Source organism: Variovorax sp. KK3, assembly GCF_001984055.1.
Classification (GTDB): Bacteria; Pseudomonadota; Gammaproteobacteria; order Burkholderiales; family Burkholderiaceae_C; genus Variovorax.
Map to the genome: position 1 here is coordinate 1 of NZ_LYVO01000101.1, position 19909 is coordinate 19909.

Genomic DNA, 19909 nt, shown 5'->3' on the forward strand with positions numbered 1-19909 from the left:
CTCATGCGCCGGGGGTGCCCTCCGGCCACCGCCTGCCCGTGCGAGAAGAGGGCCGCTTCGGGCCTGCCGCCGCAGCCGAACCTGTACTGGCGCCGACCCCAGCCGCCAACGTGCTCGCCATGCCGGTTCGCGTTCAGCCACCGCCCGGCGCCCGCGATGCCGCACGCGACGCACCGCCCACGCCTATCGAGCCCAGCGAGGACGGCGACTTCTGGTTCACCACCGTCACCGAGCTCGTGGCGGCCGAGGCCATCTCGGCGCTGGCGCGCGAACTGGCGCTGCAATCGCAGCTGGTGGCGCGCGACGTCGACCAATGGCTGCTGCGTGTGGAGCGCGAGTCGCTCAACCAGGCAGGCAGCCGCGACAAGCTGCAGGCGGCCTTGGCCAACGTGGGGCATGCCGTCCGGCTCGCCATCGAAATCGGCTCCGTGGCCGACAGCCCGGCGCGGCGCAACAAGCAGGCGGCCGATGCGCGGCAGCGCGAGGCCGAAGAGGCGATTCGCAGCGACCCCGACGTGCAGTCCATGATGCGCGACTGGGACGCGCGCATCGTGCCGGGCTCGCTCCGGCCCGCCTGACCATTTTTCTTTCATCCATCAACGACGACAGGACCAACGATGTTCAACAAAGGACAACTGGCCGGCCTCATGAAGCAGGCGCAGGCGATGCAGGACAACCTCAAGAAGGCGCAGGAAGAGCTGGCGACCATCGAGGTCGAAGGCGAGTCCGGTGCCGGCCTGGTGAAGGTGGTGATGACCTGCAAGCACGACGTCAAGCGCGTGACCATCGACCCCAGCCTGCTGGGCGACGACAAGGACATGCTCGAAGACCTGGTGGCTGCCGCCTTCAATGCCGCCGTGCGCAAGGCCGAGGAAACCAGCGAGCAGAAGATGGGCAAGCTGACCGCTGGCATGCCCGGCCTGCCGCCCGGCATGAAGCTCCCGTTCTAAGCCGCGCGTGGCAGATTCCAGCGCTCTCGACACCCTGATCGAGGCCCTGCGCCGGCTCCCGGGCATCGGTGCGAAGTCGGCCTCCCGCATGGCGTTTCACCTGTTGCAGCACGATCGCGACGGCACCCGCGTGCTGGCGCGCGCGCTCGAGCAGGCGGCGGCCCACGTGCGGCATTGCGAGCGCTGCAACACCTTCACCGAGGCGCCCGTGTGCAACGTGTGCCTCGATGCACGGCGCGATGCGAGCAAGCTGTGCGTGGTCGAGACGCCGGCCGACCAGGCCGCGCTCGAGCGCACCGGTGCCTTTCGCGGCTATTACTTCGTGCTGATGGGTAAGCTCAGCCCGCTCGACGGCATCGGGCCCAAGGACATCGGCCTGGCCAAGCTGTTCGAACGTGCGCTCGACGGGGCGGTGAGCGAAGTCATACTCGCCACCAACTTCACCGCCGAGGGCGAGGCCACTGCACACGTCATCGGCGAGACGCTGCGCCAGCGCGGCCTGTCGGTGACGCGGCTCGCGCGCGGCGTGCCCGCGGGCAGCGAACTCGAGTACGTGGACCTCGGCACCATCGCGCATGCGCTGGTCGACCGGCGCTGACACTCATGCGCTGACACTCATGCATATCCCGTCCCTCACCCTGGCTTACTGGTGCGTGCTGGCAGCGGCGCTGCTGCCTTACCTGTCCGCCTACATCGCGAAGCTTGGCGCCTTCAAGAAGCGCGACAACGATGCGCCGCGCGAATGGATGAGTCGCCAGGGCGGCTGGCGTGCACGCGCGCTCGCCGCGCAGAACAACAGCTTCGAGGGCCTGCCCTTCTTCATCGGCGCGGTGGTCATCGCGCACCAGCTGGGCGCCGATCAGCTGACGCTGGACCTGCTGGCAGCGGCCTACGTGCTGCTGCGCATCGTCTACCTCGCGCTCTACATCCGCGGCTTCGGAAGCGCGAGAAGCGCGGTCTGGGCGCTCGGCTTCCTGGTCAACATCGCGATCCTTTTCGCTGGCCGCTAGCGTCTCTGCGCGGCCTTGCAACGGCCTCGTGAGCGTCTCCCACGAGGCCTTCATGCTTACGTGGAAACCCGCACGGGATGTTCCCGATGCCGGTGCGCGTTGCACGCCCCTAAGCTCGATTCGAACTACACGAACCAGAGAGCCCGCGGGCGTCGTCACATGCTCCATCGCCGTCGCTTCACACTTGCCGCCGCGACCCTGGGCGCCGCCTCCATCGCGGTGCCGCTGTGGGTGCGCGCGCAGCAGGCCAAGATCGAGAAGCCGAAGATCTCCATCGCGGTCGGCGGCAAGGCGGCGTTCTACTACCTGCCGCTCACCATCGCCGAGCAGCTGGGCTACTTCAAGGCCGAGGGGCTCGATGTCGAGATATCCGATTTCGCCGGTGGTGCGCGTGCATTACAGGCCGTGGTGGGCGGCTCGGCCGACGTCTGCTCGGGCGCCTACGAACACACCATCAACCTGCAGGCCAAGAACCAGGTCTTCCAGTCCTTCGTGCTGCAGGGCCGTGCGCCGCAGATCGCGATCGGCGTGTCGACCAAGAACATGGCGGGCTACAAGACCATCGCCGACCTCAAGGGCAAGAAGATAGGCGTGTCGGCGCCGGGCTCGTCGACCAACATGGTGGCCAACCTGGTGCTGTCGCGCGGCGGGCTCAAGGCCAGCGACGTGAGCTTCATCGGCGTGGGCGTCGCGGCCGGCGCGCTGACGGCGCTGCGCTCGGGGCAGATCGACGCCATCAGCAACACCGACCCGGTGATGACCATGCTCGAACAAAAGGGCGACGTGAAGATCATCAGCGACACGCGCACGCTGAAGGGCACCGCGGAGGTGTTCGGCGGCCCGATGCCCGCGGCCTGCCTGTATGCCCCTGCAGAGTTCGTGCAGAAGAACCCCAACACCTGCCAGGCGTTGGCCAATGCGATCGTGCATGGCCTGAAATGGCTGCAGACCGCAGGGCCCGGCGACATCATCAAGACGGTGCCCGAGACCTACCTGCTGGGCGACCGCGCGTTGTACCTCGCGTCCTTCGACAAGGTGCGCGAGGCCATCGCGACCGATGGCATGGTCCCCTCCGAAGGCCCGAAGACTGCGCTGGCCGCTATTGCGAGCTTCGACACCTCGGTCAAAGCCGACAAGATCGACCTGGGCAAGACGTATACCAACGAATTCGCGCGGCGCGCGAAGGAGCGCTTCAAAGCCTGAGTTGCCGATTTGCGACCCGGCTCCGGCCGGGTTTTTTTCTTCCTCCCCATGGCCGACGCTCACGACTACGCGCTCGAACTCCTCGACATCAGTTGCACATTCCGGGCACGGAACGAGCCCGCGAATCGCTACACCGCCGTCGCTGAAACCTCGTTGCGCGTGCGTGCCGGTGAATTCGTCTCGGTGGTCGGCCCCACGGGTTGCGGCAAGTCCACGCTGCTCAACGTTGGCGCCGGCCTGCTGCAGCCCTCCTCGGGCGAGGTCAAAGTCTTCGGCCAGCCGCTGCAAGGCATCAACACGCGCGCAGGCTACATGTTCCAGTCCGAGGCGCTGATGCCCTGGCGCAGCGCGCTGGCCAACGTGATGCTGGGGCTGCAATACCGCGGTGTGCCGCAGGAAGAGGCGAGGGCGCAGGCCGAGCAGTGGCTCGCGCGGGTCGGCCTGACGGGCTTCGGCGACCGCTACCCGCACCAGCTCTCAGGCGGCATGCGCAAGCGCACCGCATTGGCCCAGGTGCTGGCGCTCGACCCGGACATCATTCTCATGGACGAGCCCTTCAGCGCGCTCGACGTGCAGACGCGGCAACTGATGGAGAACGAAGTCCTGGCGCTCTGGGCTGCCAAGAAGAAGGCCGTGCTTTTCATCACCCACGACCTCGACGAGGCCATCGCCATGAGCGACCGCGTGGTCGTGTTGTCTGCCGGGCCGGCCACGCACCCCATCGGCGAATTCGTCATCGACCTGGCGCGACCGCGCGACGTGGCGGATGTGCGCACGCATCCGCGCTTCGTCGAACTGCACACGCAGATCTGGAATGTGCTGCGCGACGAAGTGCTCAAGGGCTATGCGCAGCAACTGAAGAAAGCCGCCTGATGAAGCTTGCGCCGCACGAAGGCAATGCGCGCGTGTGGCAGTTGCTGCTGCTCATCGTGCTGCTGGTCGTGTGGCACCTGGCATCGCGCGACACGCAGGTGGCCTTTTTCCTGGGCGAACCGATCAAGGTGGCAGGGCGCATCTGGAGCTGGTTTCTGCCCATCGCGGTGCCGCCCAACGCGATCTTTCCCGAGGGCCTGCCGGGCAACGCCGACATCTACCGGCACCTGGGCGTGACCCTGCTCGAAACCGTTCTGGCCTTCGGCATCGGCACGTTGCTGGGCCTGGCCTGCGGGCTGTGGCTGGCGCTGGCGCCGACGGCCAGCCTGATCCTCGACCCCTACATCAAGGCTGCGAACTCGATGCCACGCGTGATCCTGGCGCCCATCTTCGCGCTGTGGTTCGGGCTGGGCATCTGGAGCAAGGTGGCACTGGCGGTCACGCTGGTGTTTTTCATCGTGTTCTTCAACGTCTACCAGGGCGTTCGTGAAGTCAGCCCCGTGGTGCTGGCCAATGCGCGCATGCTCGGCGCCAACCAGCGGCAGCTGCTGCGCACGGTGTACCTGCCGAGCGCGACCAGCTGGGTGTTTTCGAGCCTGCACACGTCGGTGGGGCTGGCTTTCGTCGGCGCGGTGGTGGGCGAGTACCTGGGATCGGCGCGCGGCGTCGGCTACCTGATCCTGCAGGCGGAGGGCACCTTCGACGTGAACACCGTGTTCGCCGGCATCGCGGTGCTCACGGCCTTCGCGCTGGTGCTCGACGGCCTGGTAGGGGTGATCGAGCGGCGGCTCATGAAGTGGCAGCCGAGGAGCGGCGAGGCGGAGAAGCTCTGAGGCTGAGGCCTCGTTGGCGAGCCGTCAGCGCTTCTTCTTGGCCGGCGTGCCGCCGCGCTTCTCGCGCACGACCTTGGAGGCCGAACTCGAACGCGACGCCGCACTCGACCGCGAAGCCGCTGCCGGAGCGGCCTTGCCCGAACTGGTCTTGACCACGCCGCCGCCGCGCTTGCCGGTGACGACCACCGTGCTGTCGCGGCCGCGGGTGCCGCGGCCCACGCGGTCGGCGCCGGCGGCCCGCACGGGCAGGAAGACCACGACCGACTCGCCGCGCTTGAAGGCATGGCCGCCCTTCACGTCGTTCCATTCGGCGACGCTGGCCGGGCTGAGCCGGTAACGCCTGGCGATGCTGGCCACGCTGTCGCTGCGCCCGGCCTTGACCAGGGTGCGGCGGGTGACGATCTCGGGCTGGAAGCTCAGGTGGCCCGTGTCGACGACCGCGGCCTGCACGTCCTCTTGCACGCGCGCGCCGCGTGGCACGATGAGCGTGGAGCCGGCCTTGATCAGCATGCGCGGCGGCACGCTGTTGATGGCCCGCAGGTCGGTTTCGCTCATGCCCGAGCGCTGGGCGGCGTCCGACACCGTCATGGTGTTGGGCACGGTCCAGGCCGTCCAGCTCGCGTACTGGCCCTGGCTGTAGGCCTCGAAGTTGCGCTGGAACACGGCGGCGTTGTCCCACGGCAGCAGGATGTCGGTCGTGCCGGCGGCCAGCAGCACGGGCTTGTGGGCGGCAGGGTTGAGCGCGCGGAAGTCCTCGATGCGCACGTCGGCCAGCTTGGCGGCCAGGGCCACGTCGAGGTCGCGCGTGAGCGCGACGGTCTGGAAGTAGGGGTGGTTCGCGATCAGCGGCAGATCGGTGTTGAAGCGCTCCGGGTTGGCCACGATGTTTTTCACCGCCTGCAGCTTGGGCACGTAGTAGCGTGTCTCGTTGGGCATGTTCAGGTCGGTGTAGCCGGTGGGCAGGCCGGCGCGCTGGTTCTTCGCGATGGCACGGCTCACGCTGCCTTCGCCCCAGTTGTAGGCCGCCAGCGCCAGGTGCCAGTCGCCGAACATGTTGTAGAGCTTCTGCAGGTAGTCGAGCGCCGCGCGGGTGGAGGCGATGACGTCGCGCCGGTCGTCGCGGAAGATGTTCTGCTTGAGGTCGAAGTCCGTGCCCGTCGCCGGCATGAACTGCCACATGCCCGCCGCCTTGGCACTCGACACGGCCTGCGGATTGAAGGCGCTTTCGATGTACGGCAGCAGCGCCAACTCGGTGGGCATGTCGCGGCGCTCGAGTTCTTCGACGATGTGGAAGATGTAGCGGCTCGAACGCTCGGTCATGCGCTGCATGTAGTCGGGCCGGGTGGCATACCACTGCTCGCGGTCACGCACCAGCTCGGTGTCGAGGTTCGGCATCTTGAAGCCGCGGCGAACGCGGTCCCACATGTCGGCCGGCGGCGCCAGCGTGACCACCGAGCGCGAGCGCGCTGCGCTGCTGGCGATGGGGGTCAGGGGCTCGGTGGGGTACACCGGCGCGGCACTGCCGCTGGGGACGGTGGCCGTCGATGAGCCGGAAGCGGTCGCCTTGGACGAAGAGGAGGAGCCCGAGCCGGTGGTGCTCGCGCAGCCCGCGAGGAAGAGCGAGCCGGCAAGGCAGGCAGCAAGGATGAATTTCATCGAAAGTCGTTTTTCCATTGGCGCAGGGCGGCGAACACCTCGGCCGCCCCGCTTTGCGCGGGAAGGCCTGCATGGTTGCGGACCGCCTGCAGGACAGTGGCTTCGCGGCTGCGAAGAAAGGGATTGATGAGGCGCTCGGTGCCCAGCTGCGAAGGCAGCGTGGGCTCGCCGCGCGCGCGCAGCGACTCGCACTGCGCCGTGTACTGAGCCAGTTCGGCATTGCCGGGTTCCACGGCATTGGCGAAACGCAGGTTAGAAAGTGTGTACTCGTGGGCGCAGCACACGCGGGTGCCGCCGGGCAGGGCGGCCAGGGCGTCGAGCGAGGCCAGCATCTGCGCGGGCGTGCCCTCGAAGAGCCGGCCGCAGCCGCCGGAAAACAGCGTGTCGCCGCAGAAGAGCAGCGGGGCGGGCACCCCGGCCGCTGCACTGCGCGCATCCGCTGGCAGAAAGTAGGCGATGTGGCCGGCCGTGTGGCCCGGCACGTCGATCACCTGGAAGCGCAGGCCCAGCACCTCGGCATGGTCGCCATGGGCCAGGCGCGTGAGGGGCTCGGGCACCGCTTCGCGAGCGGGGCCGAAGACTGGTGCGCCGGTGGCGTCGCGCAACGCCGCCACGCCGCCGGTGTGATCGGCATGGTGGTGCGTGACTAGAATCGCGGCCAATTGCAGGCTGCCACGAGCGAGCGCATCGAAGACCGGCGCGGCATCTCCCGGGTCGACCACGATCGCGTTGCGCCCGTCCTGCAGCATCCAGATGTAGTTGTCGGCGAAGGCGGGCAGTGGAACGAGCTTCATGAGCGGTCAAATTATAGGTTTGCACGAGTGGTTCCAGACCCCTCCCGGCCGCTGCCTGCTGGCCTGGGAGCAGTCGCGCTTCGATCAGGCGGTGATCGACGTCTTCGGTTATCACGCGCTGCAGCTGGGCTTGCCCGAGGTCGAGGGCCTGCGCACCAACCGCATGCAGCACCGCTGGCTGGCCACGGACGACCCTGCCTGCAAGGCGGGCGGCGCCTTGGTCACCGACTTCACCGCCCTGCCTTTTTCGGCCAACAGCCTCGACCTGGTGGTGCTGCCGCACGCCCTCGAACTGAGCCACGACCCGCACGCCACGCTGCGCGAGGTCGAGCGCGTGCTGGTGCCCGAGGGCCGCGTCGTCATCTGCGGCCTCAACCCGGCCAGCCTGTGGGGCATGCGCCAGTGGCGTGCGCGCCTCTGGGGGCGGCTGGGCTTCGGCGAACTTTACCTGCCCGATTCGGGCGACTTCATCGGCTACCGGCGCATGCGCGACTGGCTGCGCCTGCTCAGCTTCGAAGTGGAATCGGGCGACTTCGGCATCTACCGCCCCGCGGTGCGCAGCGAGGCCTGGCTCGAGCGCTACCGCTGGTTCGACACCCTGGGCGAGCGCTGGTGGCCCATCTTCGGCGCGGTGTATTTCCTGGTGGCGGTCAAGCGGGTGCGCGGCATGCGTTTGCTGTCCGCCGACTGGCGCCGCGCCGCGCAGCGGGCGAGCGCGCCGGTGCCGATCGCCGGCAAGGTACACCGCGGCCATCACCCCCATCGAACCCGACAAAGACAAGGAAAAGCTTCTTGACCGAAGTACAGATCTACACCGACGGCGCCTGCAAGGGCAACCCCGGCCCTGGCGGCTGGGGTGCCTGGCTCAAGTCGGGTGCCACCGAAAAGGAACTCTTCGGCGGCGAACTCAACACCACCAACAACCGCATGGAGCTCAAGGCGGTCATCGAGGGCCTGGCCGCGCTCAAGCGCCCTTGCAAGGTGGTGCTGTACCTCGACAGCCAGTACGTGCGCATGGGCATCACCGAATGGATCCGCGGCTGGAAGGCCAAGGGCTGGCTGACGTCGACCAAGCAGCCGGTGAAGAACGTCGAGCTGTGGAAGGAACTCGACAAGCTGGTGTCGGAAGGCGGCCACAAGATCGAATGGCGCTGGGTCAAGGGCCATTCGGGCGACCCGGGCAACGAGCGCGCCGACGGGTTGGCGAACAAGGGTGTGGATCGCGCGCTGGGCAGGATCTGAACGCGAGGCTCAGCTGGCCGCGGACGGCGCGGCGAGCGTCTGCGGTGCTTCGAGCGCCTCGCCCATCCGTGCGCGGAACAGCAGGTCGTCGGTGGCGCGCAAGCGGCGGCTCAGTTCCCGGCCGATGTTCATCTGGATCAGCGCGAACTGCGTGGCGTCGTGCTCGAACAGGCGCAGCAGGTTGTCGGGCGTGATGCAGATCGCGCTGCAGTCCTCGTCGGCGCGGATCGATGCGCTGCGTGGGAACAGGTCGAGCAGTGCCATCTCGCCGAAGCAATCGCCTCTCGAGAGGCGGCGCAGCAGCAGCAGTCGGTCGCCCCAGTTCTTCATGATGGTCACGCTGCCGCGCTCGAGCACGTACATGCAGTCGGCCATGTCGCCTTCGCGGAAGAAATAGCGGCCCGCAGCCATTTCGATCACCGGTGCGGGCTCGAGCAGAAACTCGATGGCCGCGGCGTCGATGGCGCCGAAGATCGGCATCTGCTGCACCAACTCGATTCTGGCCGCGAGCATGCGCGTCTCCTGCGCGATCCTAGATCACACCCTCGAACATCATGACGTCGACCATGTCGCCGGCCGCCACGCTGCCTTGTTCGTGGTGCAGCACGACCAGCCCGTTGGCCTCGACCATCGAGCTCAGCACGCCCGAGCCCTGGTTGCCCGCGATGCGCACCTGAGGCTCGGCGCCGGGCACCCATTCGACGCGGCCGCGCTGGTATTCGGTACGCCCCGCCTTCTTGCGGATGGCCGACGCGCTGCGGGCCCGCAGCAGCGGCGGCGGCGTGCAGGCGCGTTCGTGGCAACCCATCATGCGCAGCAGGGCCGGGCGCACGAAGGCCAGGAAGGTCACCATCACCGCCACGGGGTTGCCGGGCAGGCCGAAGAGCACGGCCGGGCCGTCCGGTTGGCCGGGCTTGGGGATCAGGCCGACGGCCATCGGCCGCCCGGGGCGCATCGCGACGCGCCAGAAGGCCATGTCGCCCAGCTGCTGCATCACGGCGCGTGTGTGGTCGGCCTCGCCGACGCTGACGCCGCCGCTGGTGATGATGGCGTCGGCTTCGCCGGCGGCGCGTTGCAGTGTGGCGGCCAGGCTCGCGGGGTCGTCGCGCACGAGGCCCAGGTCGATCAGCTCGCAGTCGAGGCGCGCGAGCAAGCCCGAGACGGTGTAGCGGTTGCTGTCGTACACGGCGCCCTCGCGCGGCAGCTCGCCCAGGCTCAGGATTTCGTCGCCGGTGGAGAAGTACGCCACGCGCAGGCGCCGCAGCACCGGCACCATCGGCAGGCCCAGGCTGGCCACCATGCCGATGGCCGCCGGCGACAGGCGCTCGCCGCGCAGCAGCGCCGGGCGGCCCTGCATCAGGTCTTCGCCGGCCAGGCGGCGGTTGTCGCCGCGGCGCAAGGCCTTGGCGGGAAAGCGCACCCGCTCGCCTTCGACGAAGCAGAACTCCTGCGGTATCACGGTGTCGAGGCCCGCGGGCATCACGGCGCCGGTCATGATCTTGACCGCGTCGCCCGGCGCCAAGCTGCCGCGCCAGGCCGTGCCGGCGAACGCGGTGCCGACCACGCGAAGCGTGATCGATTCGTCGTAACTGGCGGCATCGGCGGGCAGCAGGGCGCCGTCGAAGGCGAAGCCGTCCATGGCGGAGTTGTCGTGCGGCGGCACGCTCACCGGCGACACGATGTCTTCGGCCAGCACGCGGCCCAGCGCATCGCGCAGCGCGACGTGCTCGACCTGCGTCATGGCGGCGGGCCCGGCCAGGCGGGCCAGGAAACCCTGCACCGCGTCGACGCCGAGGGCCTTGGGGTCGTAGCCGGCCAGTGCGGCGGCGATCTCTGCGATGCGGCTCATGAAAGGAAAAAGGTCGTCAGCGTCGCTGGGCTTCGAGCGAGTGAAGCTCGGCCAGCGTGTTCGCATTGAAGAAGGCATCGGGCGCATCGCCCGGCCGGTCGAAGGGCACGAGTGCCGTGCGGTGCTGCGCCGTCCAGCGGTCGATCTTGCGCCCGCCTTCCTGCGTGAAGCGCACCAGGCTTTCGAGCAGGTCGGCGCGCAGCAGGCAGAACACGGGCTGCGGCCGCAGCGCGGCGGCGCCGTCGGCTTCGGCAGCGGCCTCGGGCGCGCTGACCATCGCGATCTCGGCATCGTGCGTCACCAGCGCCTCGCCCAGCCGTGCGGCGAGGTCGTGCGGGAACAGGGGCGTGTCGCAGGGCACGGTGAGCAGGTAGGGTGTTTCGCAGCGCTCCATGCCGGTCAGGAAGCCGGCCAGCGGCCCGGCATAGTCGGCCAGGCCGTCGGGCCAGACCGGCACGCCGAAGGACTCGTAGGCGGCCAGGTTGCGGTTGGCGTTGATCATCATCTCGCCGACCTGCGGCCCAAGCCGCATCAGCGCATGCAGGGCGAGGGGCGTGCCGTTGAAACTCTGCAGGCCCTTGTCGACGCCGCCCATGCGCGAGCCGCGGCCGCCGGCTAGCACGAGCCCGGTGATCTCGCCTGCTGCGATGGTGGTGGGTTGGTTCATCCGCCGATATAGCTCATCTCGACGCGGCGCGGGCCGTCGGGCGCCTCGGTGTCGGGGCCGCGCAGGGCGCGCAGTTCGGAATAGCGGTCGGTGCGGCCTTGCCAGACGTGGCCGATGGCCGATGCGATCCGTGCATCGTCGGCATCGCCGCGCAGCAGCGGCCGAAGGTCGTGGCCGCTGTTGGCGAACAGGCACAGGTAGAGCTTGCCTTCGGTCGACAGGCGCGCGCGCGTGCAGTCGCGGCAGAAGGCCTGGGTCACGCTGCTGATCACGCCGATTTCGCCTGCGCCGTCCTGGTAGGCCCAGCGCTGCGCCGTCTCGCCGGGTGCAGTGGCTTCGAGCGGCACGAGCGGAAACTCGTTGCCGATGTGCTGCAGCACCTCGGCCGAGGGCAGCACCTCGTCCATGCGCCAGCCGTTGGTGGCGCCCACGTCCATGTATTCGATGAAGCGCAGCACCACGCCGGTACCGCGAAAGCGGCGCGCCATCGGCAGGATCTCCTGCTCGTTGGTGCCGCGCTTGACCACCATGTTGACCTTGATCGGGCCGAGACCGGCCGCATGCGCCGCGTCGATGCCTGCGAGCACGGCGGCGACGGGAAAGTCGACGTCGTTCATGCGGCGGAACACGGTGTCGTCCAGCCCGTCGAGGCTGACGGTCACGCGCTGCAGCCCGGCCGCCTTGAGCGCGACGGCCTTGCGCGCCAGCAGCGATCCGTTGGTGGTCAGGGTCAGGTCGAGCGGCTCGCCTTCGGGCGTACGGATCGCGGCCAGTTGCTCGATGAGCAGTTCGAGGTTCTTGCGCAGCAGCGGTTCGCCGCCCGTGAGCCGGATCTTCCGCACCCCGTGCGACGCGAAGATGCGCGCCAGCCGCGTGATTTCCTCGAAGCTCAGCAGCGCGCTGTGCGGCAGGTACTGGTAGTCCTTGTCGAAGACTTCCTTGGGCATGCAGTAGCTGCAGCGGAAGTTGCAGCGGTCGGTGACGCTGATGCGCAGGTCGGTGAGCGGGCGCGAGAACTGGTCGAGCAGCAGGCCGGTCGCGGGAACGTCGTGCCCGGGCAGCGGCGGCGCGCTGCGGGCGCGGCCGATCTGCGAGAGGGGGATGACGTGCTTTCGACTCATAAACGGGGACCTTCGCCTCCGGCTGCGTTGTTCGCTCGGGGAACGGCCCGGCGGATCATAAGGAAACCTCCGCGCTGTGCGCTGCGGTATTCGCCTTGGGAACGGCCCGGCGGCTCATAAGAAAACCTCCGCGCTGTGCGCTGCGGTATTCGCCTTGGGAACGGCCCGGCGGCTCATAAGAAAACCTCCGCGCTGCGCGCTGCGGTATTCGCCTTGGGAACGGCCCGGCGGCTCATGCGGACGAGCAATTTAACCCATCGCTCCGAGCCACGCCGTGGCGTGGCTACTTGTCCACGGCGGCATAGACCATGTTGCGCAGCAGGCTCCGGTAGTGCACGCGGTACTTGGGCGACTGCAGCATCAGCACCACGAACAGGTCGTTCTCGGGGTCGACCCACATGTAGGTGCCGCCGGCGCCGCCCCAGTTGAACTCTCCGGCGGGGGCCGGGAATGCGGCCTCGCCGTCCGCGCGGCGCACCGCGAAGCCGAGGCCGAATCCGTAGCCCGGGCCGGGCAGGTACAACGGGCCCTGCGCGATGCCTGCGCCCGCGTTCGAATGGTCCGACACCATGAAGCCCAGGGTGCGCGAACCCAGGTAGCGCTTGCCGTCCAGCGAACCACCGTTGAGCAGCATCTGCAGGAAGCGCGCGTAGTCGCTGGCCGTCGACACCATGCCGCCGCCGCCCGACTCGGCCTTCTGCACTACCCGCGGGTCGTTGAACTCGGCTCCGACGCCGAAGCCGCGGTCGTTCGACAGCGGCTCGGCGATGCGTTGCCGACGCGCCGCATCGCTCACGTAGAAGCTCGTGTCCTTCATGCCCAGCGGGTCGAGCAGGCGCTCTTTCTCGAACTGGTAGAGGCTCTGGCCCGACACGACCTCGACCACCCGGCCCAGGATGTCCGTCGAATAGCTGTAGTCCCAGGTAGTGCCGGGCTGGTAGGCCAGCGGCAGCTGGGCCAGGCGCTGCGAGAACTCGGCATTGCTCGGATCGCCAGCGCCCAGGTTGGCGGCGTTGTAGGCCTGCTTGACAAGGCCCGGGCCGAAGAAGCCGTAGGTCAGGCCCGAGGTGTGGCGCATCAGGTCGTGCACCGTGATCGGCCGGCGCGCGGGCACCGTCTCCAGCACCGGCTTGCCGTCCGCGCCGGGCTTTTCGACGCCGACCTTCATGCTGGCGTACTCGGGGAGGTACATGGACACCGGGTCGTCGAGCTTCATGCGCCCGTCTTCCACCAGCATCATCGCGGCGACCGTGGTGATCGGCTTGCTCATCGAGTAGATGCGGAAGATGCCGTCGCGCGGCATGGGCGTGCTGCCGGCCGGATCGAGCTTGCCGACCGCGTCGAACCAGGCGATCTGCCCGTGCCGCGCCACGAGCAGCACCGCGCCCGGGATCTTGTTGGCGGCCACGTCGGCCTTGAACACCTCGCTGATGCGCTGCAGCCGCTCGCTGGACATGCCGACGCGTTCGGGCGTCGTGGTGGGCAGCGACTGCGCCATCGCCAGCAGCGGCGCGGCGAGGCTGAGGCCGGCGGTGAAGTGGATCAGGGTGCGCCGGAGCGATGTGATCTGCGCCTGGGTTTGCGGCTTCATCTTCTTGTGTCTCCTCGTCGAGGTGGATGCGCGGCTGGAGTCCGCGACCGCGCAAGTGTAGGCACAGGTCCGGCACGGCGGGCGCAGGCGGATGTCGCTATCGCCAGGATTGAAATTCCCGAAGCACGGGTCAAATGAGAATTTCTATCATTTGCAGCATGAACCACAGCGCATCACTCACCCCCGGAAGCACCATCGGCCGGGTCGTCCGTCGAACTGGCCATCCGCTCAAGCAGTGGATCGGCAGCGCGATCGTGCTGGCCGGTGCGCTGGTGGTGGCGACGCAGTTCCTGCAGTTCGCGGCCAGCCGGCCGACGGTGTGGCAGGCCCTGATGGGTGGCTCGATCGCCGCCTTGGCGACCGCGCTGGGCACCGTGCCCATCGTCTTCTCGCAGCGCTTGTCGGATCGGACGCAGGACACCCTGTTCGGTTTCGGCGCCGGCGTCATGATGGCCGCGAGCGCCTTCTCGCTCATCATTCCGGGCATCGCGGCGGCCCGCGCCAGCGGCATGGACGCATGGGGTGCGGGCGGAGTCGTCGGCCTCTCGATCCTGCTCGGCGGCGCGGCGTTGCTGCTGCTCGACCGCGTGCTGCCGCACGAGCATTTCATCAAGGGCGCGGAAGGGCAGAACGCGCGGGCGTTGCGCCGCACCTGGCTCTTCGTCTTCGCGATCGCCCTGCACAACCTGCCGGAAGGGCTCGCCATCGGTGTCGGCTTTGCCGGTGGCGATGCGCTGCGCGGTGGCGCCTTGGCGACGGGCATCGCGATCCAGGACGTGCCCGAAGGCCTGGTGGTCGCGGCGGCGTTGCTGGCGGCAGGCTACCGCCGGTCGTTCGCCGTTGCGATCGGCATGGCCTCGGGCCTGGTCGAGCCGGTGGGGGCGGTGCTGGGTGCGGCCGTCGTCGGCCAGTCGGCGGCACTGCTGCCCTGGGGCCTGGGCTTCGCGGCCGGTGCGATGCTGTTCGTCATCAGCCACGAGATCATTCCCGAGTCGCACCGCAAGGGCCACGAGGCCTTCGCGACGGGTGGGCTGATGGTGGGCTTCGTGCTGATGATGCTGCTCGATACGGCGCTGGGCTGAGGCGCGCGGCTAGCGGGCACCCAGCATCTTGCGCAATGTCGGGTAGACGTTTTCGAGCATGCGCGGCTGGGCGGCCGCCGTGGGATGAATGCGATCGGCCTGGAACAGCGTGGTCGCCTCCGGCCCGTCCGCGATGCCCTTCAGCAGGAAGGGTACCAGCGCGGCCTTCGTGCTGCCGGCGACCTTGGTGAAGATCGCCTCGAAGCGGCGCGTGTAATCGCTGCCGTAGTTGGGCGGCACCTGGATGCCGACGATGAGCACCTGCGCGCCGGCGGCCTGCGCGGCCTTGGTCATCTGGGTCAGGTTGTCTTCGGTGCCGGCCAGCGGCAGGCCGCGCAATGCATCGTTGCCGCCGAGTTCCAGCACCACGTGCGTGGGCCGATGCTGGGTCAGCAGGGCTGCCAGCCGTGCACGCCCGCCGGACGTGGTGTCGCCGCTGATGCTGGCGTTGACCACCGTGGCCGCGATCTTCTGCTCGGCCAGCCGCTTCTCGAGCAAGGGCACCCAGCCTTCGCCGCGCTTGAGCCCGTACTCGGCCGACAGCGAGTCGCCCACCACGAGAATGACGGGCTTGCCGCCGCCTGTCGGTTGGGCCCATACCCTTGCGGACCATGCAGCCGCAGCGCCGGCCAGCGAGCCGGCCAAGATAAAGTGACGCCGATTCACCACGTCCAAACCTTTCAATGTCCTCGATCCAACCAGCCGCCATTGTCGCCGTCGAACATGTTTTCAAGTCGGTCACCGACTCCGCGGGCACGCTGGACATTCTGCAGGACATCGACTTCACGCTGGGTGAACGGGAGACCGCAGCGATCGTCGGGGCATCGGGCTCGGGCAAGAGCACGCTGCTGTCGATCATCGCGGGCCTCGACACGCCCACGCGCGGCACGGTCAAGCTGGCCGGCGAAGACCTGTTCGCCATCGACGAGGACGACCGCGCGGCGCTTCGGGCACGCAAGGTCGGCTTCGTGTTCCAGAGCTTTCAACTGCTGGGCAACCTCAGCGCGCTCGAAAACGTGATGCTGCCGCTGGAGCTGGCCGACCGCCGCGACGCACGCAAGGCCGCCACCGACATGCTCGGCCGCGTGGGCCTGGGCCAGCGGCTCAATCACTACCCCAAGGTGCTGTCGGGCGGCGAGCAGCAGCGTGTGGCGCTGGCCCGCGCCTTCGTGGTGCAGCCGGCGCTGCTGCTGGCCGACGAGCCGACCGGCAGTCTCGACTTCGCCACCGGCGAGCAGGTGATGCGCCTCATGTTCGACCTGAACCGCGAACTCGGCACCACGCTGGTGCTCGTGACGCACGACCGCGGCATCGCCGCACAGTGCGAACGCCGCATCACCATCGAGGCCGGGCGGGTGGGCTTCGACGACCAGGGCGTCTAGGCGCTGAAGGCCTGGCGCGGGCGGGCTCGATAATCCCGCGATGTCTTCCCCCAAAGTGATCTTCGGCTTCCACGCCGTGGGCGTGCGCATCAAGACCGCACCGGCCTCGGTGATCGAGGTCCTCTTCGATGCCAGCCGTCGAGATGCGCGCATGCGCCAGTTCATCACCCGCGCACAAGAGGCCGGCGTGCGCCTGGTCGAGGCCGACGGCCTGCGCCTGTCCAAGCTCAGCGGCAGCCACGGGCACCAGGGCGTGGCCGCGCGCGTGCAGCCCATCACCGAAAAGCGCACGCTCGACGAATTGCTCGAAGACCTGGAGGCCGCGGGCACCATGCCGCTGCTGCTGGTGCTCGACGGCGTCACCGATCCGCACAACCTCGGTGCCTGCCTGCGGGTCGCCGACGGTGCAGGCGCGCACGCGGTGATCGCGCCCAAGGATCACGCGGCCGGCATCAATGCCACGGTCGCCAAGGTGGCGAGCGGCGCGGCAGAGACGGTGCCTTACTTCATGGTCACCAACCTGGCCCGCACCCTCAACGAGTTGAAGGAGCGCAACATCTGGTGCGTGGGCACCAGCGACGATGCGCCCGGCACGCTGTACCAGTGCGAACTCACGCGGCCGCTGGCGCTGGTGCTGGGTGCCGAAGGCGAGGGCATGCGGCAGCTCACGCGCAAGACCTGCGACGAACTGGTCAGCATCCCGATGGCGGGCGCGGTCGAGAGCCTCAACGTGTCGGTGGCGAGCGGGGTGTGCCTCTACGAGGCGATGCGTCAGCGCAGCAAGCCCTGAACGCGCGCCATACGAAGACCTGCCCGGTATCAGAGCTCGGCGAAGTGCGTGCCGCCGGAATGCTCGCGAGACTTCCAGTCGTCGACCCAGGCTTTCGCCTTGCGTTCTAGCGTGTCGCAGGCCGTGTCGATGTCGATGCGGCCCGACAGGGAAATTCTGCATTTGCCCGCGCCGGCGAGGCTCAGTTCGGCCTGGGCCGAAAGCTGCCCATCGCCTGCGACCGGGCCATCGAGGCAGATGCGGATGTCCCACCCCTCGTAGCCGAAGCGCTTGACCTCGCGGTCATCGTCCATTGTTTCCTCGCTCGCTTCTCTCGACCCGGACGTCCGGGTAGAAAGAGGAGCTTAAACCGTTCACCCCCAGCGCAAGCTGACGAGCCGGTGTGTGAAGAGGGTCTTTGCCGCGAAGAAGCCGCCCCGACGATCAGGGCGGCAGGCGGCCTGCTAGGAAGGGTCTTTGCTGCGCGTGCGCCCCACCGCGCTGAAGATGCCGATGCCCAGCAGGATCAAGGCACCGATGCCGATGTAGAGCGAAGGCACGCCAGCCACCGACGCGCCCCAGGCGATGCCGCCCAGGAAAATCAAGAAGCCGATCATGTAGAGCGCAAAGGACATAGTTCTTCTCCAACTTTGAACACGGTCCACAGTCTCGGCGGGTCGGCGCGGGCCCCGCAGGCGGCAACGGCCGCCAATGTGTGTCGGAACGTGCCTACCGCCGACCGGCCGCCTGCTCCGCGCTCGCCTCGTCGAGCAGCGCGATAGCTTCGGCATCGAGTGTGAGTCGAGCGGCCGCGGCCAGATCGTCGAGCTGGGCCATCGACGTGGCGCTCGCGATCGGCGCGGTGATGGAGGGCCGCGCGATCTGCCAAGCCAGCGCCACCTGGCCGGGCGTGGCGCCATGGGCCTTGGCGACTTCGTCGAGCGCAGCCAGGATGCGCAGGCCGCGTGGGTTGAGGTACTTCTTGGTGGTGCTTTCGCCGCGCGCGCTCTTGCCGGCATCGGCCTGGCTGCGGTACTTGCCGGTCAGGAAGCCGGCAGCCAGCGCGTAGAAGTTGATCACGCCGACGCCGCGCTCCGCGCACAGCGGTTCGAGTTCGTCTTCGTACACCGCGCGGTCGTACAGGTTGTACAGCGGCTGCAGGCTCTCGTAGCGCGGCAGGCCTTCGCGCTCGGCCACGTCGAGTGCCTCGGCCAGGCGGGCGGCGCTGTAGTTCGAGGCACCGATGGCGCGCACCTTGCCGGCCTTGATCAACTCGGCGAAAGTGCCCAGCGTGTCGGCCAGCGGCGTGTCCGCATCGTCGTCGTGCGACTGGTACAGGTCGATGTGGTCGGTCTGCAGGCGCTTGAGCGATGCATCCACGGCTTGCCGGATGTAGGCCGGCGACAGCCCTTTCTTGTTCTCGCCCATCGGTTTGCCGACCTTGGTCGCCAAGACCACCTGGTTGCGTTTGCCGCGCTGGCGCAGCCACTTGCCGATGATGGTTTCGGACTCGCCGCCGCTGTGGCCCGGCACCCAGTACGAATACACGTCGGCCGTGTCGACGAAGTTGAAGCCGGCGTCGAGCCAGGCATCGAGCAGGCGGAAAGAGAGCTTCTCGTCCACGGTCCAGCCGAAGACGTTGCCGCCGAAGGCCAGCGGCGAAACCTGGAGACCGGAGCGGCCGAGGGTGCGAAGTTGCATGGATGCTTTCCTTGGGGAGATGGTTCTAGAGTGCTCGTGTTCAAACGAAGCCGATGGCGCCCAGCAGCGCGCCGGCCCCCAGCAACCACAGCAGATGGATACGGGTGCGCCACACGATAAGCGCAGCGACGCCCGTGACCACCCAGAGGTGCCAGGCAGGCGCGTCGCCGCCATGGTTACCGGCCGCCAGCACCCAGCCGGTGGCGATCAGCAGGCCCACCACCACGGGCGCCATGCCCTGCTTGAAGGCGCGTACGCCGCGCCGTTCGCGGTTGCGATGGCCCCAGCGCGTGGCGAGGTAGGTCAGCGTGGTGCTGGGCAGCATGATGCCCACCATGGTGACGGCCAGGCCGAACAGGCCCAGGAGCCAGGCCGACGGACCTGCGCCGATGCCGCCGCCCGCATTGATGCCGACGTTCCAGCCCATCAGCGCCACGAAGAGCACGTTGGGCCCCGGCGCCGCCTGTGCGATGGCGACCGACGAACTGAACTGCGCGTCGGTCAGCCAGCCGTGGCGGTCGACCAGGTAGCGGTGCATGTCGGGCACGGTGGTGATGGCGCCGCTGATGGACAGCAATGAAAGCAGCAGGTACTGGCCGAAGAGGCCGAGCCAGTCGTGCCAATGCATCGTGATGCTCATTTGCCGATCCTCCGCCAGGTCCAGGCGCAGACGGACCCGCCCACTACCACGAGCACCCACCCCAGCGGAATGCGAAGCAGCGCGATGGCGGCGAACACCATCGCCACGATGCCGAGGCAGATGCCGAAGCCCAGCGGGTGCCGGCGCAGCGCCGGAATCAGCTTGATGCCGGTCGCCGCGATCAGGCCGCCGGCCACCGCACCCATGCCGCGCAACGCGCCCGCCACCTGGGGATTGCCCGCGAAGTGGGCGTAGAGCAGTGCCAGCACGAGGATCACGCCGAGCGGCACGGTCAGCATGCCCGCCACCGCGGCCATCGCGCCGCGCAGGCCGAAGTAGCGGTCGCCGATCATCAGGGCGAGGTTGATCACGTTGGGGCCCGGCAGCACCTGGGCCACCGCCCAGTCTTCGAGAAACTCGTCGGCCGTCAGCCAGCGCTTCTTCTCGACCATCTCGCGCTGCACGATGGCCAGTACGCCGCCGAAGCCCTGCAAGGCCAGCCAGGTGAAGGAGACGAAGAGGTCGCCGATGGAGCGGGGCTGGGGG

General features: G+C 68.5%; 25 protein-coding genes. 12 read left to right on the plus strand and 13 right to left on the minus strand.

Annotated features, from left to right (window positions below; all coding sequences use genetic code 11):
• From B0W80_RS30525 to B0W80_RS30555, 7 genes are all read left to right on the plus strand, one after another.
• Nucleotides 1-578: DNA polymerase III subunit gamma/tau C-terminal domain-containing protein (locus B0W80_RS30525; RefSeq protein ID WP_306171883.1), on the plus strand; the 578-nt coding region annotated here is incomplete at its 5' end.
• A 39-nt stretch (nucleotides 579-617) separates the two neighbouring features.
• The gene (locus tag B0W80_RS30530) at nucleotides 618-950 is read left to right on the plus strand and encodes a YbaB/EbfC family nucleoid-associated protein (protein ID WP_077002913.1); all 333 of its coding nucleotides are present in this window, start codon (nucleotides 618-620) and stop codon (nucleotides 948-950) included.
• A gap of 7 nt (nucleotides 951-957) precedes the next feature.
• Nucleotides 958-1548, plus strand: coding sequence for a recombination mediator RecR (recR, locus tag B0W80_RS30535; protein WP_077002914.1), 591 nt, complete (start codon nucleotides 958-960; stop codon nucleotides 1546-1548).
• Between the two features lie 19 nt (nucleotides 1549-1567).
• Nucleotides 1568-1960 carry an MAPEG family protein gene (locus tag B0W80_RS30540; RefSeq protein WP_077002934.1) on the plus strand — a complete coding sequence of 131 codons (393 nt, stop codon included), beginning with the start codon at nucleotides 1568-1570 and terminating at the stop codon, nucleotides 1958-1960.
• Between the two features lie 159 nt (nucleotides 1961-2119).
• Nucleotides 2120-3163 carry an ABC transporter substrate-binding protein gene (locus tag B0W80_RS30545; RefSeq protein ID WP_077002915.1) on the plus strand — a complete coding sequence of 348 codons (1044 nt, stop codon included), beginning with the start codon at nucleotides 2120-2122 and terminating at the stop codon, nucleotides 3161-3163.
• A gap of 48 nt (nucleotides 3164-3211) precedes the next feature.
• Nucleotides 3212-4036: an ABC transporter ATP-binding protein gene (locus B0W80_RS30550; RefSeq protein WP_077002916.1), complete on the plus strand. Its 825-nt coding sequence runs from the start codon at nucleotides 3212-3214 to the stop codon at nucleotides 4034-4036.
• Entirely contained in the window at nucleotides 4036-4869 is an 834-nt protein-coding gene (locus B0W80_RS30555) for an ABC transporter permease (RefSeq protein WP_077002917.1), read from the plus strand. Before B0W80_RS30550 ends, B0W80_RS30555 begins: the two co-directional genes overlap by 1 nt.
• 24 nt (nucleotides 4870-4893) lie before the next feature.
• Here the strand turns inward: B0W80_RS30555 and B0W80_RS30560 are convergent, their stop codons facing one another.
• Both B0W80_RS30560 and gloB read right to left on the minus strand, forming a co-directional pair.
• Nucleotides 4894-6525 carry a transglycosylase SLT domain-containing protein gene (locus B0W80_RS30560; RefSeq protein WP_077002918.1) on the minus strand — a complete coding sequence of 544 codons (1632 nt, stop codon included), beginning with the start codon at nucleotides 6523-6525 and terminating at the stop codon, nucleotides 4894-4896.
• On the minus strand, nucleotides 6522-7319 hold the full coding sequence (gloB, locus tag B0W80_RS30565) for a hydroxyacylglutathione hydrolase (protein WP_077002919.1): 798 nt from the start codon (nucleotides 7317-7319) through the stop codon (nucleotides 6522-6524). Before gloB ends, B0W80_RS30560 begins: the two co-directional genes overlap by 4 nt.
• A gap of 19 nt (nucleotides 7320-7338) precedes the next feature.
• On the opposite strand from gloB, the gene B0W80_RS30570 reads away from it, so the two are divergent.
• Together B0W80_RS30570 and rnhA are read left to right on the plus strand one after the other, a co-directional pair.
• Nucleotides 7339-8115, plus strand: a complete 777-nt coding sequence (locus B0W80_RS30570) for a class I SAM-dependent methyltransferase (protein ID WP_077002920.1) — start codon at nucleotides 7339-7341, stop codon at nucleotides 8113-8115.
• On the plus strand, nucleotides 8112-8561 hold the full coding sequence (rnhA, locus tag B0W80_RS30575) for a ribonuclease HI (RefSeq protein WP_077002921.1): 450 nt from the start codon (nucleotides 8112-8114) through the stop codon (nucleotides 8559-8561). Before B0W80_RS30570 ends, rnhA begins: the two co-directional genes overlap by 4 nt.
• 9 nt (nucleotides 8562-8570) lie before the next feature.
• Here rnhA and B0W80_RS30580 read toward each other — a convergent pair whose 3' ends face one another.
• The 5 genes from B0W80_RS30580 to B0W80_RS30600 form a co-directional block, all read right to left on the minus strand.
• Nucleotides 8571-9074 (minus strand): Crp/Fnr family transcriptional regulator, encoded by a 504-nt coding sequence (locus B0W80_RS30580; protein WP_077002922.1) that lies wholly within the window; start codon nucleotides 9072-9074, stop codon nucleotides 8571-8573.
• Nucleotides 9075-9093: 19 nt separating this feature from the next.
• Nucleotides 9094-10410, minus strand: a complete 1317-nt coding sequence (gene glp / locus B0W80_RS30585; RefSeq protein ID WP_077002923.1) for a gephyrin-like molybdotransferase Glp — start codon at nucleotides 10408-10410, stop codon at nucleotides 9094-9096.
• Between the two features lie 16 nt (nucleotides 10411-10426).
• A complete protein-coding gene (gene mobA / locus B0W80_RS30590) occupies nucleotides 10427-11077 on the minus strand; it encodes a molybdenum cofactor guanylyltransferase MobA (RefSeq protein WP_077002924.1) in 651 nt (216 codons plus the stop codon).
• Complete coding sequence (moaA, locus tag B0W80_RS30595; RefSeq protein ID WP_077002925.1) at nucleotides 11074-12198, minus strand: GTP 3',8-cyclase MoaA; 1125 nt, start codon at nucleotides 12196-12198, stop codon at nucleotides 11074-11076. Before moaA ends, mobA begins: the two co-directional genes overlap by 4 nt.
• Nucleotides 12199-12481: 283 nt before the next feature.
• Nucleotides 12482-13789, minus strand: coding sequence for a serine hydrolase (locus B0W80_RS30600; protein WP_077002926.1), 1308 nt, complete (start codon nucleotides 13787-13789; stop codon nucleotides 12482-12484).
• 158 nt (nucleotides 13790-13947) lie between these two features.
• Here B0W80_RS30600 and B0W80_RS30605 point away from each other — a divergent pair, with 158 nt between their 5' ends.
• Nucleotides 13948-14871 (plus strand): ZIP family metal transporter, encoded by a 924-nt coding sequence (locus B0W80_RS30605; protein ID WP_077002927.1) that lies wholly within the window; start codon nucleotides 13948-13950, stop codon nucleotides 14869-14871.
• A 9-nt stretch (nucleotides 14872-14880) separates the two neighbouring features.
• On the opposite strand, the gene B0W80_RS30610 is transcribed toward B0W80_RS30605, so the two are convergent.
• Nucleotides 14881-15537 carry an arylesterase gene (locus tag B0W80_RS30610; RefSeq protein WP_077002935.1) on the minus strand — a complete coding sequence of 219 codons (657 nt, stop codon included), beginning with the start codon at nucleotides 15535-15537 and terminating at the stop codon, nucleotides 14881-14883.
• Nucleotides 15538-15554: 17 nt separating this feature from the next.
• Between B0W80_RS30610 and B0W80_RS30615 the strand changes: the two genes are divergently transcribed.
• Both B0W80_RS30615 and rlmB read left to right on the plus strand, forming a co-directional pair.
• On the plus strand, nucleotides 15555-16253 hold the full coding sequence (locus tag B0W80_RS30615; protein WP_077002928.1) for an ABC transporter ATP-binding protein: 699 nt from the start codon (nucleotides 15555-15557) through the stop codon (nucleotides 16251-16253).
• Nucleotides 16254-16293: 40 nt separating this feature from the next.
• Nucleotides 16294-17043 (plus strand): 23S rRNA (guanosine(2251)-2'-O)-methyltransferase RlmB, encoded by a 750-nt coding sequence (gene rlmB / locus B0W80_RS30620; protein ID WP_077002929.1) that lies wholly within the window; start codon nucleotides 16294-16296, stop codon nucleotides 17041-17043.
• Nucleotides 17044-17072: 29 nt separating this feature from the next.
• Here the strand turns inward: rlmB and B0W80_RS30625 are convergent, their stop codons facing one another.
• From B0W80_RS30625 to B0W80_RS30640, 5 genes are all read right to left on the minus strand, one after another.
• Nucleotides 17073-17336 (minus strand): hypothetical protein, encoded by a 264-nt coding sequence (locus tag B0W80_RS30625; protein WP_077002930.1) that lies wholly within the window; start codon nucleotides 17334-17336, stop codon nucleotides 17073-17075.
• Between the two features lie 150 nt (nucleotides 17337-17486).
• On the minus strand, nucleotides 17487-17657 hold the full coding sequence (locus B0W80_RS35215; protein ID WP_143684854.1) for a SoxR reducing system RseC family protein: 171 nt from the start codon (nucleotides 17655-17657) through the stop codon (nucleotides 17487-17489).
• 94 nt (nucleotides 17658-17751) lie between these two features.
• Nucleotides 17752-18723, minus strand: a complete 972-nt coding sequence (locus B0W80_RS30630) for an aldo/keto reductase (protein WP_077002931.1) — start codon at nucleotides 18721-18723, stop codon at nucleotides 17752-17754.
• Nucleotides 18724-18763: 40 nt separating this feature from the next.
• Complete coding sequence (locus B0W80_RS30635) at nucleotides 18764-19363, minus strand: chromate transporter (RefSeq protein ID WP_077002932.1); 600 nt, start codon at nucleotides 19361-19363, stop codon at nucleotides 18764-18766.
• A partial coding sequence (locus tag B0W80_RS30640; protein WP_077002933.1) for a chromate transporter occupies nucleotides 19360-19909 on the minus strand: 550 nt, incomplete at its 5' end. The genes B0W80_RS30640 and B0W80_RS30635, both read right to left, overlap by 4 nt.

What these genes read in the sequence shown, in the direction of transcription:
- B0W80_RS30530 (WP_077002913.1), top strand. Translation starts at nt 618, where the DNA reads ATGTTCAACAAAGGACAACTGGCCGGCCTCATGAAGCAGGCGCAGGCG.
- B0W80_RS30540 (WP_077002934.1), top strand. Translation starts at nt 1,568, where the DNA reads ATGCATATCCCGTCCCTCACCCTGGCTTACTGGTGCGTGCTGGCAGCG.
- B0W80_RS30545 (WP_077002915.1), top strand. Translation starts at nt 2,120, where the DNA reads ATGCTCCATCGCCGTCGCTTCACACTTGCCGCCGCGACCCTGGGCGCC.
- B0W80_RS30550 (WP_077002916.1), top strand. Translation starts at nt 3,212, where the DNA reads ATGGCCGACGCTCACGACTACGCGCTCGAACTCCTCGACATCAGTTGC.
- B0W80_RS30555 (WP_077002917.1), top strand. Translation starts at nt 4,036, where the DNA reads ATGAAGCTTGCGCCGCACGAAGGCAATGCGCGCGTGTGGCAGTTGCTG.
- B0W80_RS30560 (WP_077002918.1), bottom strand. Translation starts at nt 6,525, where the DNA reads ATGAAATTCATCCTTGCTGCCTGCCTTGCCGGCTCGCTCTTCCTCGCG.
- gloB (WP_077002919.1), bottom strand. Translation starts at nt 7,319, where the DNA reads ATGAAGCTCGTTCCACTGCCCGCCTTCGCCGACAACTACATCTGGATG.
- B0W80_RS30580 (WP_077002922.1), bottom strand. Translation starts at nt 9,074, where the DNA reads ATGCTCGCGGCCAGAATCGAGTTGGTGCAGCAGATGCCGATCTTCGGC.
- glp (WP_077002923.1), bottom strand. Translation starts at nt 10,410, where the DNA reads ATGAGCCGCATCGCAGAGATCGCCGCCGCACTGGCCGGCTACGACCCC.
- mobA (WP_077002924.1), bottom strand. Translation starts at nt 11,077, where the DNA reads ATGAACCAACCCACCACCATCGCAGCAGGCGAGATCACCGGGCTCGTG.
- moaA (WP_077002925.1), bottom strand. Translation starts at nt 12,198, where the DNA reads ATGAGTCGAAAGCACGTCATCCCCCTCTCGCAGATCGGCCGCGCCCGC.
- B0W80_RS30600 (WP_077002926.1), bottom strand. Translation starts at nt 13,789, where the DNA reads ATGAAGCCGCAAACCCAGGCGCAGATCACATCGCTCCGGCGCACCCTG.
- B0W80_RS30605 (WP_077002927.1), top strand. Translation starts at nt 13,948, where the DNA reads ATGAACCACAGCGCATCACTCACCCCCGGAAGCACCATCGGCCGGGTC.
- B0W80_RS30615 (WP_077002928.1), top strand. Translation starts at nt 15,555, where the DNA reads ATGTCCTCGATCCAACCAGCCGCCATTGTCGCCGTCGAACATGTTTTC.
- rlmB (WP_077002929.1), top strand. Translation starts at nt 16,294, where the DNA reads ATGTCTTCCCCCAAAGTGATCTTCGGCTTCCACGCCGTGGGCGTGCGC.
- B0W80_RS30625 (WP_077002930.1), bottom strand. Translation starts at nt 17,336, where the DNA reads ATGGACGATGACCGCGAGGTCAAGCGCTTCGGCTACGAGGGGTGGGAC.
- B0W80_RS35215 (WP_143684854.1), bottom strand. Translation starts at nt 17,657, where the DNA reads ATGTCCTTTGCGCTCTACATGATCGGCTTCTTGATTTTCCTGGGCGGC.
- B0W80_RS30630 (WP_077002931.1), bottom strand. Translation starts at nt 18,723, where the DNA reads ATGCAACTTCGCACCCTCGGCCGCTCCGGTCTCCAGGTTTCGCCGCTG.
- B0W80_RS30635 (WP_077002932.1), bottom strand. Translation starts at nt 19,363, where the DNA reads ATGAGCATCACGATGCATTGGCACGACTGGCTCGGCCTCTTCGGCCAG.